Annotated in this window: 11 protein-coding genes; all 11 read right to left on the reverse strand. The window is 25.6% G+C overall.

Annotated elements, in window-relative coordinates; translation table 11 throughout:
• Positions 1–17: 17 nt before the first annotated feature.
• The 11 genes from OCU47_RS10860 to OCU47_RS10910 all read right to left on the reverse strand — a co-directional run bounded on the left by OCU47_RS10860 (position 18) and on the right by OCU47_RS10910 (position 17,741).
• Positions 18–980, reverse strand: coding sequence for an SAVED domain-containing protein (locus OCU47_RS10860; protein ID WP_261828620.1), 963 nt, complete (start codon positions 978–980; stop codon positions 18–20).
• A complete protein-coding gene (locus OCU47_RS10865) occupies positions 958–1,458 on the reverse strand; it encodes a Mov34/MPN/PAD-1 family protein (RefSeq protein WP_261828621.1) in 501 nt (166 codons plus the stop codon). Before OCU47_RS10865 ends, OCU47_RS10860 begins: the two co-directional genes overlap by 23 nt.
• The gene (locus tag OCU47_RS10870; protein WP_261828622.1) at positions 1,451–3,118 is read right to left on the reverse strand and encodes a ThiF family adenylyltransferase; all 1,668 of its coding nucleotides are present in this window, start codon (positions 3,116–3,118) and stop codon (positions 1,451–1,453) included. The genes OCU47_RS10865 and OCU47_RS10870 overlap by 8 nt, the downstream gene beginning before the upstream one ends.
• Positions 3,119–3,131: 13 nt before the next feature.
• Positions 3,132–4,196 carry a cyclic GMP-AMP synthase DncV-like nucleotidyltransferase gene (locus tag OCU47_RS10875; protein WP_261828623.1) on the reverse strand — a complete coding sequence of 355 codons (1,065 nt, stop codon included), beginning with the start codon at positions 4,194–4,196 and terminating at the stop codon, positions 3,132–3,134.
• A gap of 412 nt (positions 4,197–4,608) precedes the next feature.
• Positions 4,609–6,090 carry a PIN domain-containing protein gene (locus OCU47_RS10880; protein WP_261828624.1) on the reverse strand — a complete coding sequence of 494 codons (1,482 nt, stop codon included), beginning with the start codon at positions 6,088–6,090 and terminating at the stop codon, positions 4,609–4,611.
• Between the two features lie 1,319 nt (positions 6,091–7,409).
• Positions 7,410–8,336 (reverse strand): DUF7014 domain-containing protein, encoded by a 927-nt coding sequence (locus OCU47_RS10885; RefSeq protein WP_261828625.1) that lies wholly within the window; start codon positions 8,334–8,336, stop codon positions 7,410–7,412.
• Positions 8,337–8,571: 235 nt separating this feature from the next.
• Positions 8,572–10,662, reverse strand: coding sequence for a hypothetical protein (locus tag OCU47_RS10890; RefSeq protein WP_261828626.1), 2,091 nt, complete (start codon positions 10,660–10,662; stop codon positions 8,572–8,574).
• A 628-nt stretch (positions 10,663–11,290) separates the two neighbouring features.
• Positions 11,291–12,001, reverse strand: a complete 711-nt coding sequence (locus tag OCU47_RS10895) for a hypothetical protein (RefSeq protein ID WP_261828627.1) — start codon at positions 11,999–12,001, stop codon at positions 11,291–11,293.
• Positions 11,977–13,938 (reverse strand): hypothetical protein, encoded by a 1,962-nt coding sequence (locus tag OCU47_RS10900; protein WP_261828628.1) that lies wholly within the window; start codon positions 13,936–13,938, stop codon positions 11,977–11,979. Before OCU47_RS10900 ends, OCU47_RS10895 begins: the two co-directional genes overlap by 25 nt.
• Before the next feature lie 13 nt (positions 13,939–13,951).
• Positions 13,952–16,480: a hypothetical protein gene (locus tag OCU47_RS10905; RefSeq protein ID WP_261828629.1), complete on the reverse strand. Its 2,529-nt coding sequence runs from the start codon at positions 16,478–16,480 to the stop codon at positions 13,952–13,954.
• A 1-nt stretch (position 16,481) separates the two neighbouring features.
• Positions 16,482–17,741 (reverse strand): hypothetical protein, encoded by a 1,260-nt coding sequence (locus OCU47_RS10910; RefSeq protein ID WP_261828630.1) that lies wholly within the window; start codon positions 17,739–17,741, stop codon positions 16,482–16,484.
• Between the last annotated feature and the right edge of the window lie 116 nt (positions 17,742–17,857).

Below are 17,857 nucleotides of genomic sequence, written 5' to 3' on the forward strand. Positions count from 1 at the left end.
TTTATTAACTTCCATTGCTAAATAACATTATTATTTACAAAGCCTATCTTGCCTACTTTTAAATTTATCTTCCAATCAAATTTTCCCGAATTATAATTGTATACTATTATATCACAATCATAATGTTGAATTATCCTTCCCAAACTAAATGATAACGTTACAGGTGTAGTAGCAAAAATATGTATTTTCTCAATTTGCTTTTCTTTTGCCCATTTTAAAACTTCCCTCAATTTCTTTTGATATAAATCAATTTGAGCATAACTTGTAATGCCCCATCTTTCAACATTATCTACTGCTATTGTTATTATGTCTTTAGCACCTATTGTGTCTTCTATCTCTCTATTTGATATTGGAAAAGACTGTTCTATTTTTAATGCAATTTCATTACTACTAATTGATTTATCCAAATAATCCGAATGTATTTTTAAATCACTATTATATTCTTTTCTCAACTCAAAGAAACCTTTTCTTAAATATTCACTATCTTTTCCTTGATATTCATATAATGTTACATCATCAACATCTGTAAACAAATACCCATCTCTAAATGCAAAAGGTACATGAGGAAAACCTAAATAAATTAACGAATTTTCATTTTTCATTCTCTTTCTTGCTTTTTTTAGCGATTCTTCTTTTTTTTCTTTTATTGCGCATAAATTTTTAATATCAATACTCCCATCTCTATTAAATTTCTCCCTGTAATCTTCTTTAATTACTAAACAACCATTAAGTAAATATGGTTCTAGTATTTTATCGTACACCGCTATATGCTTACTAAAAGTTGCTAATACTACATTCTCTTTTTTTACCCACGGAAAAAAATTTGAAACTCTATTATATATTTTTTGAAATCTCTTGTTGTTTCTATAAATAAAGATATTTATCACTGATATAATAAGTAAAATTAATAGCAATATTATAGCCCCTAATTTATCATCTCTAATCAAATCTAACAACTTATCTAAAATTTTCGCATTCATATACTTCCCTCAATTCAATCAGATTAATATCTTTACTATATTTTTCACCTATAAAAAGTGCATTATTTTTTATACCAATAATAATAAAAATAAGTATTTCTGATTCTGTTTTTGATTCTTGTAGTAATTTTATCCAATTACTTCTATCTACTGTTGACGGAAATGGTATATTTTGTGGATGTGTATGCCACTCACCAAGATACATTTTTGTATGATTACTCTTTTTCCACTTTTCCTTCAAAATACCATTGTGTAAGTCTGATCTTTTAAAGGTAGTCGGCGAAAAACTATCTTCAATAAGTGGCTGTGTGATATCATTAATTTCTATAGTGTCATCATACAATAATTTACTTCCAATAAGCATACCTCCACTCTCATTCTTATGCAGAGTTATTTGCCTATATTGAGATAATTCAAAAAGTATCTCTTTTTTTATTATTAACTTTATGTCTTTATATGTTAAAACTAAATCATCCATTACACACCTTACACCCATTACTTATATCTATATGCCTTTCTCCAATTCCAGCATTGAAGTCATAATATGAATTTGATAATGTATATCCATTATCAATAAACTCTTGAGAATATCCTTTCCATGAAACTAACTTATTACCTTCTACTTTGTTTTGAAGTAATTCCATTGCTAATCTACCAGCAATGTTGGCTGTTTGCATAGAATCCATACTTCCATACTTAGTAAACGTACCTAGGCATCCATCAAAATTATTTACAAAAGGTCTATTACTTTTACCTGAAAAGTTTATTTTGTTTGTTAAATCATCATTTATATAACAGTTATAACAGCCTTTCGAATCATGGTTTATTAGTAACGCATGTCCACCAATACCATACGCTTCAACCCATGTAAATATAGCCGGAGTATTTGTTTTTATTATATACTTATTTAAAAGTCTTTCTTGGTTTACATCGCCAATAGCACATATTATAAGATTGAATTTTTCTAACTCAACCTCTCCAGTTTTTAATGCATTAAAAATATCCTTATTTATGCTATTTACTTTTAATCCTCGATATCGTTCCTCTAACTCTGTTTTAAGTAAATCAACTTTTGGTAAAAATGTACTTGATTTATTATATCCCAAAAAATGTCTGTATGTGTTTGCAACATCTAATTTATCAGCATCTACAATTGTAATTTTTTTATATCCACTTCTCGCCAAAAGAAATAATAAATCGCTTCCTACTGAGCCACACCCAATCAGTAATATATTTGACTCTTTTCCATTGATAATCGCTCCCCCTCTTTTTAATAGTCTTTCATCATCTATTCTAATTGGCACAATAGGTCTTATGTCATACATAGATTGATTATTTAATATTGGAACTCCTTTAATAATATTCTTATCTACAAGTTTGTAATACCATAATCCAATTAATACGGATTCTCCTGTAATTAAAGGTATATTCAAAAGGTAATAATAGTTGTTCCGAACCTTTGTTAATCCATTTATCGTATCTATTGTTTCAGTAGAACAACTTCTATTTAAAAGTTCAGCAATTTCTTCACTACTCCAAAACTTATGAGAATTAGGTACATATATGTCCAATGTTTTTTCTAAAGGAATATAAATCCCATTGCATACCTGATTACTTTCTATATTGGATTCCTTTTTTATTTGGCTTAAATTATTTACACTTGTATCATAGAATAACATTGGACTCCCATTTTTATTTACTATTAATTTTATTTCTTTAACACAAGATACATTATCCACCAGAGATATTGAATATTTACATCCTTTTGATGATGCAAAATAATGTATAAATTCTCTATGAAATTCTTTTTCTTTTATTTTATCAAATAGAACTTTTTCAACTCTTTCAAAGACATAATCAATAGTAATTGAAGGAGTGTCATTCCAGACAACCCCTTCTTTATCCAAATAACAAATATATCCATTACTCGTTATATGAGGCTTAACGGGAATATACGCTTGTTTGCTCATATCAATCCAAATATTAGGTAACTTATATGGAAATTCATCAGAAAAATATAATTGTAATGGTATTATATCTCCATTTCTTAACTCAAATTCTGTAGTATACGAACTTTCATTAATAGAAACACTATTTTTTAGATATTTCTTTGAGTTTAAAAGACTGATAATATCCATAATTTATGCCTCCTTATGCAAAATTTGATGCTGGAGCACTACTTAATGCTACTTTTTGATACCTATTTTGTGTTGATTCTGGTATCGGGAATTTATCACCAAAGTATTTTGCTAATATTGTACATGCATCATGTGGATCATCTTTTGATTTTGCATCTTCTAATGCATCTCTTAATTTTACAACCTTCTCATAAAAAGAATTCATCTTTAAATTAGTCATTTTGAAAAACATATTGCTTTTAGGCTCTTTAGGAAGTTTGTAGTCAATTGTATATAATAATTTTCCTGCATTATAATCATAAATTTGTACAAAACAATTAATGATTTCATTAGTTAATGACAATGTAGCATCAAGGTCATCATATTCGTATTTTCCAGTTACTGAATTAAAATTTTTCTTTGGTAAAAATTTATCTACTGCTATAACCGTTAATCCTATACTTGGTGGTTTCCCATCAGTTTCATCGGAAAATTTAATATCCTTCCACTTTTTTAAATATCTTACAACCCTTCTAAACTGCTTCTTATCATCTCCTGAAAAAGCATCATTAATATAATCCTTTAAACCTTTTGGGTCAGATTTTTCCCATTTTATATTTGCTTTATCTGCGAACTCCTTCCCCCAAGCCAAATACAGATTATCATCCTTATTGGACTTTAAATAAATAGGCAAATCAACATGATAAGGTGATTCTTCACCTTTAGAATAAGTTATTGTCACACATGGATTTTTAATTTTAGGTTCTTTTTTTGTGTGTCCAAGCATGATATCTCTAATCATTTTTTTAAAATATAACACATCTTCAAAATCTTCCTTATTTAAATCAAATATAATGCCTTCATCAATATCATAATCTCCATTATCAGGAATAATTCCTGTACCAATTGAATAACTACCTTGGTCAATGAACTCAGTACTAGGTGATTTTTCTCCCTTATCTTCATATAAATCTTTAATTCCTTTTTCGATTTTCCCTGTAATTATATCTCTTTTCTCTCTTAATATTTCATTTTCTTCAAACCTTTTTAATTTTATATCTTCATGAAATTTTTCAAATTGTTTTTGAACCGATGCCATTTTATCCCCCTATTCTCGTTTAGGATTTATATTTCCATTAGTTTGTCCAAACTTACTCAAGAAATTATTTCTTTACACAATAATTTCTTATAAAACTTTTTTCATCTATTAATTATATTAGCACGACATTTGATTTATATAGTAAATTAATGACTTTTCAAACGATGCATACTATTCTAAATTTACCTCCTTTCATAATAGACATACTTACACTATTATAATTTTAATATCACTTTCTCTGAATACAGTTGCAATTCCAAATGTAAGTTCGATATATTAATAATATTATAAGCCTTGCATTAATAATTGTAAATAGTGGTAATTGTGACAAACTCTTTGCTTTTTTTTAATAATTCAAGTTATCATTTTCAAAGTTATTCTTTAACATTTTTTCACATATGCATCATACACTTTAATTCGTATTTAGTTTTTTTTTCATTATTGGCTCAATATAATCTATAAAACAATATTTTTCCAACAAAACTTTATTGATATCATCACCATCATTAATTAAATATTCTTCTCCACTTATATCGAATATAACATCCTTAATACTAAATTCAATTCCACCATCAACATTAAAATACGCATTATATATTATCTCACATTGCAAAGTTGAGCCTATATCTAAATGAATACTAATATTAAATAATGCTTTCGTATTATCTACCTTATTTATAAATTTACAGCCTATATCTATCTCATCTTCATAACTACAATATTCTCCAATTTCAAGTGATAACGCATCACTGGCTAATATATATTCTTCTCCTTCTTCATATTCATTGGCAAATAATTCCTCTAATAATTCACTGTTTTCTCTAAGAACATTTGAAAACTCCTCACAATTATTTTCAATAAATTCAATTGCTTCATTTAGAACATTATCTACTTCATGAGACTTTATAAATTCTTGCTCCATAAATAATTCTAATTTGTGTTTATTAATTTCTTTATTTTCAATTTCTTTCATTAACACATATTCATTCAAATGTATTATTTCAACTTTCTTTCCTGTCTCATTATAAAAATCTTTTTCCATCTCATTTTTTAGATTACAATCTTCAAAATCTTTCTTATCATCAGTTAAAAATATTAAATCAGTATTATTCTTCTTTGAAAATTTCACGGCTTCCTTCCATATAAACTGATCATTGTATCCTGTCTTTATACCTTTCTTTTTAATATCTTTCTTCCCCCACCAATTAATATTGGGATTGCTTTTCAAATACTCTATAATATTATTTTTTTCTTCTTGTGATAATCGAAATTTATCATTAATATTTTTATTAATAAAATCTCTTATACTTGAATAATTGCTATACAATTTATTTGTGTTCTTGTTACTTTGAATCGCATTCATCAAATATTCACATAGTAAAATTGAATCATTTATTACATTTTTAATTTCCCTTATATCGTCATATATTTCTATTGGTTTTAATTTTTCTTCAACTTCATTTATTAATTTATTGAATTCATCAAAGTAATCGTAAATTTCTTCTTGTTGCTGCCAATAAAACTTATTCTTCATTTCTTCAATTATGCCAATTAGTTGATCTTGTTTTTTATTTCTTTTCTTAATGAACGTATTTAATTTGTGAAATTCAGGTAAGTATTTATCTCTTATATCTTTAAGACCCCCAAATACTTCCTGCAAACAACCATTAACTAACTTTCTTTTTACATTCTTAATTTCAACAAAAGAATTATAAATATTTTTTGATTTTTCATACCCTTTATCCTCTTTTTGAAATTTATTATAGAATTCTTCATAAACTAAATTAGGAATAAAAACTTTTTCTTCTATTGCATTTAAAAACTTATTTATTACATCTTTATCTTTTCTAATCAAATCAAGTAGTACACTAGTATCTAATATAATATAATTCATATACTCACCTCATATCTAATTCTATATAAATAATTATAGATTTGAACATAATTAATGTCAAAACTTTGAATTGATTGTATTAGATCGGAATTGATTTTATATATTCACTATGACTTTCTTAAGAAAAGTAGCCTTAATAATAATTATACTCACCTCTTAACTTCTCACTACTTCTCCAACTTATTTAACAGAGCCACTTTATTTATATTCTTAGCCACTAATATTTTAGTGTTCCTTTTGAATTTGCACCTCGTAAAAATCAAAAAACACTGCTAGTAGGCAAACATATAATCTTTTTATATGCTTGTGCTAAAGACAGTGCTTAACTACTATATCTAATTATCACTCTACTTACTTTTACAATAGTAATATTTTTGATAAAATCACCACGATATGATTCTATTGAACTTTGTAAGAATAATTTCTTATATTTCATAACCATTACTTATTGTTTTATATAAATCATTACTCACAACTTGCATTTTAGCATTAAATATTTAAATTAAACTTTAGTCACATACTTATTTAACACCATAAAGGCATTTCCTAATGTCTCCATATACCTGATACTTAATTAAATCAATTTCTCCTAAAACTCTTTCCAGATCATATTCATCAAAGATTTTTGGAAAGCAGGTTTTTGATTGTCTACCGTTAATTCCACTTGTGTTCAATATCATACAATATGCTATCTGTATCAATATTTCAGAACATTTTTTCACAATCCGCAATATCAAGATAGGCTTAAAATTTATGTATATATATCCTCACTAACTGAATATTGAACAAATGCTATCTTCAACTTTCCTCTGTTTAAATAAAATCTATATGGTAATTGTTTAATATATTGCTTTAAATCATCCTTAATAAACTATGCTCTCATTCATGATGTAAGGCTTCGTTTTAATCCATACTATTAGAGTAAGATTTCTTTATTCCAGTTAAAAGATATTTTTCATGATTTCCTAAAACATATTTAATATTTAATGTTAGCAATTAATTTTATTCTTTGTACAGTTTCTTCTTGATATGGTCCTTCTTTATAATGTCATGACTAATAAATTTTCAATTACTTCTCCTTGTCAAACTGAAACTAATTGAAACGTTGGATTTCTTTGATATTCTAAAACATCTTTAAAATTAAGTATATATGAAATATCCCATTATGACTTCAAGAGTTTGCAATGTTGCTATAATAGTTTGCACCTATATTTTATGATAGTTATTACTTTTAAAAAACTTTTTTGATATAACTTGTAACATACTATACTCTTTTCCTCATTTAATTATACATTCTTTAAGTAATGTTATATCTACGCTTACCTATCATACTCTCCAATAAGAAATATTATTTGAGACGCAACTAAATTTATTTGAAGTTGTGCCTGAACTTTAGTTACGTTAACTTCCGCTGCACCTTTTCCATGTGGCCCCAATTTATTCCTTAGTGTCAATGTTGGCATTATAATTCCTTCATACCAATTTGGAGTTTGACTTTGTTCTATAATATTTTTTATTAATGGCAGTCCGGTTGCATTATCATTATATTTCCATTTATTTTTCAAACATATTATCTTCATAACGCTCTCTAAAGCACAACAGCAACTAACAATTGATTCCTTATATCTTTTATGTTTATAATGTGATAATCCTTCTAAAAATTCATTATTTACATTTTTAAATACATCATCAATTAATAATTCAAGTGCTGGTTCTATTATTTTAGCATTAATAAACATGTTTTCTTTACATATAACTTGAGGATAAGTTATTGAATCCAGTTTGCTCATATTCCCACTTTCTATCCAATATTCCTTATATTTTGTTAATTCAAATTTAATGTCTTCAATGGAGAATATATAATTAATATTATCTATAAACTCATTCTTTTTTTCTATCCACACAAGTTTAAACTCATCAGTTTTAAAGCAATCTTCAATAAAATCTAAAAACACCTCCCCCTTACAACTTAACAAAAATTCTATAACTCCATTAACTATACCTTTATTTTTATGAATTACATCAAATTTCCCCAATCTCATCATTAATACTTTTAATATCTCCACACAAAATTTTTCCATGTTAAAAGTACTTCCAAATCTATAGTATCCTCCATTATCATCATTATTAGATAAATCTATTATTAACATAAAAATTCTATTTCTAACCTCTGAATTAATCTCAATTTCTTTTTCAATTTTATTTCTCTTAGAAAAAACGCTAAATATTTCTTTTATTTTAAACACTGTAACTTCTCCTAACACATTTAAATAATTACCTTTTAACAGTAATTTATTGCATAACTTAAACTTTCAGTATATCAAAATTTACATATGCTACACTATCTAATACAAATCACATAACTTTTCAATTATTTATTAGGTATGTTTAAACATATTTTAGATTTTTCATCCTGCTAAATTTCCAAACTTTATACTTAATAATCAATATCAAACAATTAATAAAATTTAATAATTGGTATTACATAAGTTCTAATAAACCCCTAGATATAAATTTATTCATTTTTTCTTTTTGAACATATGATAAATCTAAATGATATTTTTCATATATACTGATTATATACTTAACATACATCTCAACAGATTTATTACTGCTCACAAAATCTTGGTTAATATTATTTATTAACCATTTCTCATTTTTGGAATCACTGTATCTTTGAAATTCTGTAATTTTAACCAATAAATACTTTATTAAACTTGGCCATAAATATTTCCCTTCTTCTCTCCATTTAGTAATAAGTTCATTAGTTATTTTGACATTTGATAATATAAGACAGGTTAAATCATTTTCAATATCTCCTAAATCTTTTTCATTATTGAAAGAATTATTACGTAATACATGTAAAAACATCATAAATTTATCATATACGAACAATTCAGGATGCTTTGATAAAAATCTTAAAAGCCCTAATCTTAATGACTTGTTACTATTAAAATGATATTCCAAATGATATACTTCTTCATTTAAAATTCCTATCTTAAACACAAATAAGTAAAACGTATTTATTACTTTACTATTAAAAACGTTTGTCATTAATGTTTCAGAAATATTATGTTTTAAGTATTTGATTAAATATTCTATCATTTTCTTACTAAATCTATGATTAATCTCTGATTTCTCAAACCTATCTATAATATATTCTTTATTTTCATCTAAAATTGTTACAAACGCCTCCTTTTGTGGTAATAACATTCTTAATTTCACAAGATCAAAACTTTTCCATTCTTCTCTAAAATCATATATAGAATAATATATAATCAAATAAGTCAATATATATACCTTTTGATGATCATCTAACATCTTTAGTATATTTTCAATTTTTTGAGGAATATATTGCCTGCTATATACTTGCCTTACTTCACTTGTTAAAACTTCCTTGAATTCTTCTTCATATAATATCTTTTTAAATATTTCTAGAAAATCAGTTTCATTTATTTTTCCATCACAAACTAATTCCAAATATAGTATTAGTAATTTTGAAATCTCTTTTCTATTTTCACATTGAATTATGATTTTAGACTCTTCTGATACAGATGGGATATCTGTATATAACATATTAATTAAATATTTATTTAAGTCAACATATTTTCTAGATCTTAATATTAATTCGTACCCAAAAAATTTTTTTTCTCTATCGTGTTCTTCTATATCTATATTTGTGCTACTTTTGCCTTTTTTAACTTCATTTATTATTTTTCTTTCTAAAGTTTTATTTAATATTTTCATTCTTATTCTAAATATGCTTTTAATGAATTCCTCATCTTGTACTTCTCTATTTAATGCATCTTTAATTATTTCATTCAATATTTCAAGTTCAAGTTGAAAATTGTATTCGAAAGGTTCTTGATTTCTTACACAAATACTTTTCTTAACAAGCAATCTCATCTCATAGTCTTTCTTGTCATAATATTTTTGAAGTAATTTTTTAGTTAATTTATTGTACCTCATTAATAGATCACTTCTGTTATCTCTTTTATATAGTTTCCTCATCAATATCAATATTTGATTCAATTTATCAACTTCAAGTTCTTTTCTTAACAATCTATTACTTTCCTTAATAAAATTTTCTTCAATCTCATCTAGTAATAAATTATATTTTGAATTTTCTCCTATTTGCTTAATTTGCATTGTTAATTTGGCACATCCAATAAAAATGCTAGCAAAAAGTATCATATATATAATTGCAAAACTATACCATATAAAAACAATTATTGATTGCATTCTTTTATCAATGATTAAATTGAATATAACTAATATTGGCTTTAGAAAAAGTGATAATATTAATATAACTAAAAAAATTTCACTTTTTACTATTTTAGATAACTTTAATTTTTTGTTAATATAAAAACTCTTTGTCTCAATTCCTAAATAATGGGGAATCCTATTTTTCCCTTCATCATCTATATTAGCAATAAACTGTATAAATGTTAGAAATATTCCATAGATTGTTAACTGCGCTACTATCACTGTAAAATAGACAGACTTATCTATTTTCATTTGATTCCCGAAAATAAATTCAATTATTGTATTTATTTGTAAAGTAATATTCATTAATCTTTCCTTTCTAACTCCTATAATCAAACTAATTAGTACTTATTTTTTTGCATTCATATTCAATCTTATATATATTTATTCACACAAAACTATATCAATATTATCTTTTACTTGACATAGAATATTTTATAGTAAACAATTTAAATTCGCATTCTTTTTCAATAGATTAACGAATCTACTTTCTTATAATAACAACTGTTGCATCTCATTAATTACCACAATTATTATTCATGTTTATAAGAAATATTTTGGAGTTAAATGATAACTCCCTTTGTCCAGAAATTCTTCCCCCTAATTTTTACCCCAATACCCTTTCTATGAAATATAAATAACCTACAAAGTACGTTTAAAAGTATTGCATTTATTTACTTGGCAATTAGATAATTGTATTCATATCTAGTTATCTCATAATCTATACACATTTAATATTAACTATACGTAACTTGTCCAAGTATGTCTAATTCTTGATTTTGTCTATAAATTTTATTTAGTCTAAAACTTACAAATACCCTTGGTGTGAAAATCACATAAAAACCTCAGATTCAATATTCAGTTTATTTCTAAGCACAGTTAATACTTTGCTATCAACATTCCTAATATTACTATATAATTAAAAAAGACAATATTAAAGTCTACTATATTTATCATTATTTAATTTAGAATTTAATTTTAAAATTTTGTTTTTTGAATCCTCATTACTATGAGTTAATTCTAATAGGCCCATAATGCGCTCGTTATCATTATTAAATATATTTTTAAGTTCATAAAAGCAAATGCTATCTTCTTTTTGTGTCATATTAAACATATCATTAAGTGAATTTCCGGGTGATTGACTTTGAAACATTAAATTAGTAATTCCTTTATCCATCATTTCTAGTTTTTGTTTTAATTGTGCAATCTGTTTTATATATTTGATTTCTCTACTTTCATATTCACCAATTAATTTTTCTTTTCTTTCAAAGATCTTGCATAATCTGCTAATTAATTTTTCTGGCTTTGAATGTAAATCATTTACTAATTGAATTATATCTATAATTGAAGGGGTAAAGTTTTCCCCAATAACCCTAACTGTATTATTTTCCTTTATCTCTCTAATCTTCTTTTTGCCAATACCATCTTCCCCCTTATACTGCCCACCCCAAACTTGATATTTATATAACTTGAATAATTCTCCATTTTTGCGTGCAAACTTAGGATTCTGTGCTATTTGTTTATTAAAATTGTATACTCCATTATTACTGAGTTTACTAACAATTCCATTTAATTTTTCTATTACATACAAATGAATAATCTCATAAATTTCGTTTTCATCTATTTCTGATTTTGGTCTTGGCATATGATTCTATCCTCCAATTGCTTTTTCAACTCTACTGATTTATTACTAACAATTCTAGTAACCTCTTCTGTTGGCAACAAATCTTGAATATCAGATATCAATCTATTGTTATTTTCACTAGGATATATTAATTGAGACTTGAGATTAATTATATCTCTCGCACTAGAATTAAGTTCTACAGAGAACCTTTTCAAACCTTCTACAATTTGGTTATCAATAATCATTTCTCCATTATTGATTTCTATCCCTAATTCTTTCATTATAGATAATAAAAATTCAATATCTCGCTTTAATTTGTTATCCTTATTCTGTAGCCTATATTTAATTATTTTTTCTAAATATAGAAAATTAAATTCAGTAGGTTCACACCACCATTTAGAACATTTATCACAATAATCTGATTCACAAGGATTATGATTAATTATATAATCAGCAGTACAATATCCTAACTTTTTTCCATCTATTTCTGCCTCAAAACATTTCTCAACTGACACTGGACATTGTTTAGGCATATTAAAAACTTTATCAATAAGTTTACTACTACTTTTTGTAAGTATATTGATGTTATTTTTGATAATACTTAATACCTCACTATCGATATATAAATTTGTGGAACAAGTATAATTATCTAAGGATTTTAAAGATGTATGTCCTCCTAAAATTGCAATTTCTATGGGTGAGTATCCCTGTAAAAGTAAAGAAGTAAATGCTATATGTCTTGTATCTCCCGGCTTAAGTTGTTGCTGTATAATAGTATCCGCATACATATGTTGTATTACAAAAGAATAGAAACTTTTTAGCATATCTCCCATCACTCTATTGGTAAATACATCCCTATCTATTTTTTTATTATCATTGTACTGATTGCCCAAATTTCTAAAATACGGATAAATTTTTAAAACTTCTTTTCTCAATGCTGCAATGGCATTATAGGATATTAATGTTTCTGAATATCCATACTTATTAGTTTGTTCTATATATATATTTATCATATCATATATTTCTTTAGTTATTTTTACCCTTTTTAGCACAGGCAAAGATTTGTGTATGAATTTTGTGCGCTTTTTGACTCTATCAATTTCCAAATAGTAATCCTTATCTTCTTTAAGTAAAGAATTTCTTTTCAATTTTATTGCAAATTCACTTGGTCTCATAGGAATAATTGAAGTTACTTTCCACCAAATTAGAATAGGCATATAATACAATTTTAATTTATCATCTAAATTCTCATCTGAAAAGAAAATATCTACATAATTTGCAAAAAGTAATATATCTTTACTGCTAGGAATTTTCCTCACATTATTTACAATATTAAGTTTTTGTAAGTTATTTCTGAGTTTTTTTATATAATCAATTAGAATTGTTGAACGCTTTATAGGGACCTTGTCAAATATATAATCAATATAATCTAATATTGTATTAATTTTAAATTCTTTAAGTTTATCATTTTTAAATTTATCAAAATAGCATTCTAATTTAGATCCTTTAACCTCATCTAAATATCCAGCATTAAAATTTAAACTTTCTCTTATAAAATTAACAACTACACTATACTTTTTTCTTATACGCTGAGTATCTATAACCTTTACTTTATCTTCATGCATATTTTTTTGCTCTATAACCATTTCTGCAATCCAACATTTTATTAAAATAATATCATCAGTAATTAAATTTTTAAATCTTAATTTTTCAAGTTTTGAAAAATCAAAATATGCATTTCCACAAGATAGATGGCATCTCATTATCCATAAGTTTTCATTGAATTCTCCAATATATTCTTGCTCATAGTGATAAGTGCCCTTAGCCTCTTTACTGCTAAGTAAAATATCGTTCATTTCTATACTATTTTTTATCCCTTGAACTAATTGATTTAAATTGAATTCTTCATATTGAACTTCTTCAACCTTAATAAAATTTAGAGTAGTCTTCTTTGACAAATTTTTTCCTCCTCTACATTAATTTTATTAAATCCTCTACTTCACAAATTCTGGAAAATAAACTTCTAAATTCATTTCTTGTCATATCAATACTATTATACACATATTCTCTACCATACTTTTCGATTGCTTCCATAATAATATCAATTTTTCTGTGTATTTTACCTGATAATTTTAACTTGTTCCCAATACTATCTGTATTTATATATAGATTCATCTCTTCTTTTAATGTATTACAAAGCGTTTTTAATACATATATGCTTGGTATGCTATATTTGCAAATTTCACAATTACCTTCAGTGAATTGGCACCCTTGCTCTGAAAAAAGACATTGAATATCTAGTTTCCTCGATGGTAAATTGCTCATATAAATCTTAGAGAGCACCTTTAAGCATTCTTCATAACTCATCTCATTAAGCAATTGAACTATCTCCTCCTTTTCATCTTTAAAATGATTAAGCATTGCTCCTATCGCCTCCTGCTTTTGTTTGTCCCCTAATAAATTATTAATTATTTTTATTTCTTTCGTTCTATCTATAGATTTTTGCGGCTTATGACTTACTATATTCAATAATGCATCTGTAATAAAACCAAATTCGCCTCGTTCAAATAATTCCTCTGATAAAAATTCTAATTGACTTGGAGTAAACTGTATATACTGAATAGTTGACATATCTTCAATGTGTGCTCTTAAATATTTAGGTAATATAAGTGCATTATATCCAGATGGAGAAATCTCACAAGCAGTATTGTAAATTAATGTTAATACAGTTCTATTCATCTTCATAGATGAAAACTTAAAATTATTAATCTGGCATCCTCTAAAACACTTTTCTATTAATACTTCTCCTGGTTCATTGTATTTTGACATTTTAAATTGCATAATAGGGTCATCTAATTTAGGGAATATACCTATTAACATATAATTATAAATATACTCTAACATGAGTATAGCCGTAGCAATAGCAGGTGCCAATCGATCTGAACAAAAAAAATGTCCATATATGTCTGTTTTAGACATTCTAAAATCATATTGGACTATTCTTGCAATAATTCTTCTACTTTTATCACAAGATATACTATTAGAATAAAACCAATTTATATTATCAATATTGTATTCATCTAATAAATCTTTAAAATAAATTCTCGGAAACTTTGTAATATCACCATGTCTCCAACCATTGTTTAAATGAAGTAAAGTATATAACCATACTGATAAATATTCCACACCATCTTTATTTTCATTAATACAATCAATCGTTCTTCTTGTATGCAATTTAATATCAGTTAAATGTATAAAAACTTTAAAATATATATCACAACTATATATACTTTCACTATTATCCTTTTTGGCTTTTTTATTATTATCAACTTTCCCTTTTTCTATCTTATCAAACTTAAACCCTTTACATAATATTTTTATATCTTCACATTTTAGTTTAATATCTTCACTAACTCTTCCAAGAAATTGATATAAATACTCCCGTTTTCTCATATTAGTTACTTGCTTAAACCACATTTTTATATGGCTTGTATTTACTAAATATACTTCATTTACATTTGACCTAAACATTAGTTCTTCTAAATCCAAAGTTGCCCTTACAAAAATTGAGATCATCAAATCTCTACTTTGAGCGCTATTATTCTTTGCTTTAATTAATTTTTCCGAGATAAAATCATACCATTTTTCCTTTGTATATGTTGTTTTTTCGAAAATATTAAGCCTATCAATACATAAATTTAATCTCAACTTGACTGTCTCAAAATCATTATTCCCAACTGTATTATAAAATTTCTTTATATTTTCATAATATTCAACCTCATCTTCACGATATATATATTCCTGGAAACTGATACCACCATTCAATTGTCTACAATAACAAGGCACTATAAATTTATCTTTACACTTATGCCATAAAGTATCATTTACTTTTTCTCCATATTTTTCTCGAGCCATTGATGCTGTAATATATGTATCTTCTATTTGTTTTTGTCGTTCTTTATAAAATTCTAAATCTCGCTTTAAGAAATACCTATTATTTTCTATCCCAATACACTCTAATTTATATTCTTTTATAAATAGATTGAATAACTCTTTATTTATTCCTAACATTTTCATAAATTCATGTTCTAAAATGTAATCATTATTAATCTTTATATCTGTTTTCCTATATACTTGTGATATTAAATAATCTACTTCCTTTTTAGCAAATGCATAATTACAGTCCTTTGCATTTGCTTTCATGCTTGAGAATTGCAATTTTTTTGCATAACGAGGTATTTTTATTGCTTTTAATCTGTAAAGTTGGCTTTGAAATTTATTTTCACAAAAAGTATAAGTATAATGCTGCATCCAAAATTGCTTTTGTAAACACACCAATTCTTCAATCTTTGATTTATCTACTAGAAATTTTTTATGCTTATTTTCATATATAATTTTCATTTCTAGATCATGTTCTTTTGCAATTTTAATTAACATATATCTAGTTACATTTAATAACTTACATGCTTCATCAAATTTAATATTATCATTTTCACTCATTTCATTCCCCTAGATTATTTAAACTATTATTTATTACATCCACTAAATTAAATTTATCTATATATGGTTGCGATGAATATACATACGTATCCCCTCTTAAATTCGCTAACTCTCTAGCATTTTTAGCCAATCCATATTTTAAACATAAATTAGTAAATATCCCTCTGCCTATATGAGTACCCCAAATCGCATTATTTTCAGACAATTCGGTGTAATACCTATATGCATTTAAATTTAATGCTTTCAAAAATTCTTTCTTCACTTTAGCCCATCTTTGCTCATATCTTACTCCAGACATAGGGAGTCCATTTTCGTCTATAAACAGTGCTGTTGTAACTTGTCCACTTTTTTTTAATATTTTGTCTCTTAATTTGAGATGATTTTCATAATATATATTCAATCTTCCATTAAAATTTATTACCTGTTGTAATCTAGTTTTTTTAACTCCACATTTAGAAATTTCTACTTTCTCTCTTAATTCAAAGAATTCTTTACTTCTATCTTGTATTTTAATATTAATTTTATTTTTATCAATTATGCTTGTTGGAATTATATCTTGTATTGATAAATTAACAATCTCCCCACGTCTTACTCCTCCAAACATCTGAAATGCAATTCCCAATGTTATATCTGGCGCAAATATCTCAGAGGTTTGTAAAAATAACTGCCACAAATGTTCTTCCATATTAACTATTTTATTTAATTTTATCTGATTTTTTGACGGATAACATACAACATATGGTTCTCTCATAAATGGATTCTCTCTATATATTTTTTTTCTCCCCACTTTTTCAATTGTTATGAAATTATACTTTATTTCAACTTCATTTTTATCTAGTACTCCTAAATCTATAAGGTTCTCATAAAACTCCAAAATACGTTGTGTATATTGAATGGCTGTTATACGCTTTATTTCTTTTACCATTATACAATAATTGAGATATTTTGATGCATGATAAAAATTCAACCCATATATACCTTTCTGTATTAGAATGTTAAATTTAGGATCATTCTCTTCAATAATCTGCAACTTTACAAAATTTAAAAAAGGACATATAACTTCTGCTAAATTCTTTGCATTATTTATGGACTTGTTTCTAAATCTCACCAAAAGTTTGTTTAAACAACTAGGTATTTCTACTACAACTCCAAAATCATCTGTATATTTTTCAACTATAACTGCTTTCCTATTTCTAATTTTTTTCCCAAAACATATATCTGTTACTTCTTTTTCTTTAACTTTATATTCTACAAAAGACATGCATCCCTCCACATATCATAAGCCTATCAACCAATACACTATAATTTAAGATTTCCTCAAACTTGCTTACAATAACATTAAATGAAAACATCTAAATTAGGCTTATTTATACCACA

The organism is Clostridium sp. TW13 (genome assembly GCF_024345225.1).
GTDB lineage: Bacteria > Bacillota > Clostridia > Clostridiales > Clostridiaceae > Inconstantimicrobium > Inconstantimicrobium mannanitabidum.

Bases quoted from the DNA above. Each gene is read 5' to 3' on its own strand.
- OCU47_RS10860 (WP_261828620.1), bottom strand. From the start codon at position 980: ATGAATGCGAAAATTTTAGATAAGTTGTTAGATTTGATTAGAGATGAT.
- OCU47_RS10865 (WP_261828621.1), bottom strand. From the start codon at position 1,458: ATGGATGATTTAGTTTTAACATATAAAGACATAAAGTTAATAATAAAA.
- OCU47_RS10870 (WP_261828622.1), bottom strand. From the start codon at position 3,118: ATGGATATTATCAGTCTTTTAAACTCAAAGAAATATCTAAAAAATAGT.
- OCU47_RS10875 (WP_261828623.1), bottom strand. From the start codon at position 4,196: ATGGCATCGGTTCAAAAACAATTTGAAAAATTTCATGAAGATATAAAA.
- OCU47_RS10880 (WP_261828624.1), bottom strand. From the start codon at position 6,090: ATGAATTATATTATATTAGATACTAGTGTACTACTTGATTTGATTAGA.
- OCU47_RS10890 (WP_261828626.1), bottom strand. From the start codon at position 10,662: ATGAATATTACTTTACAAATAAATACAATAATTGAATTTATTTTCGGG.
- OCU47_RS10895 (WP_261828627.1), bottom strand. From the start codon at position 12,001: ATGCCAAGACCAAAATCAGAAATAGATGAAAACGAAATTTATGAGATT.
- OCU47_RS10905 (WP_261828629.1), bottom strand. From the start codon at position 16,480: ATGAGTGAAAATGATAATATTAAATTTGATGAAGCATGTAAGTTATTA.
- OCU47_RS10910 (WP_261828630.1), bottom strand. From the start codon at position 17,741: ATGTCTTTTGTAGAATATAAAGTTAAAGAAAAAGAAGTAACAGATATA.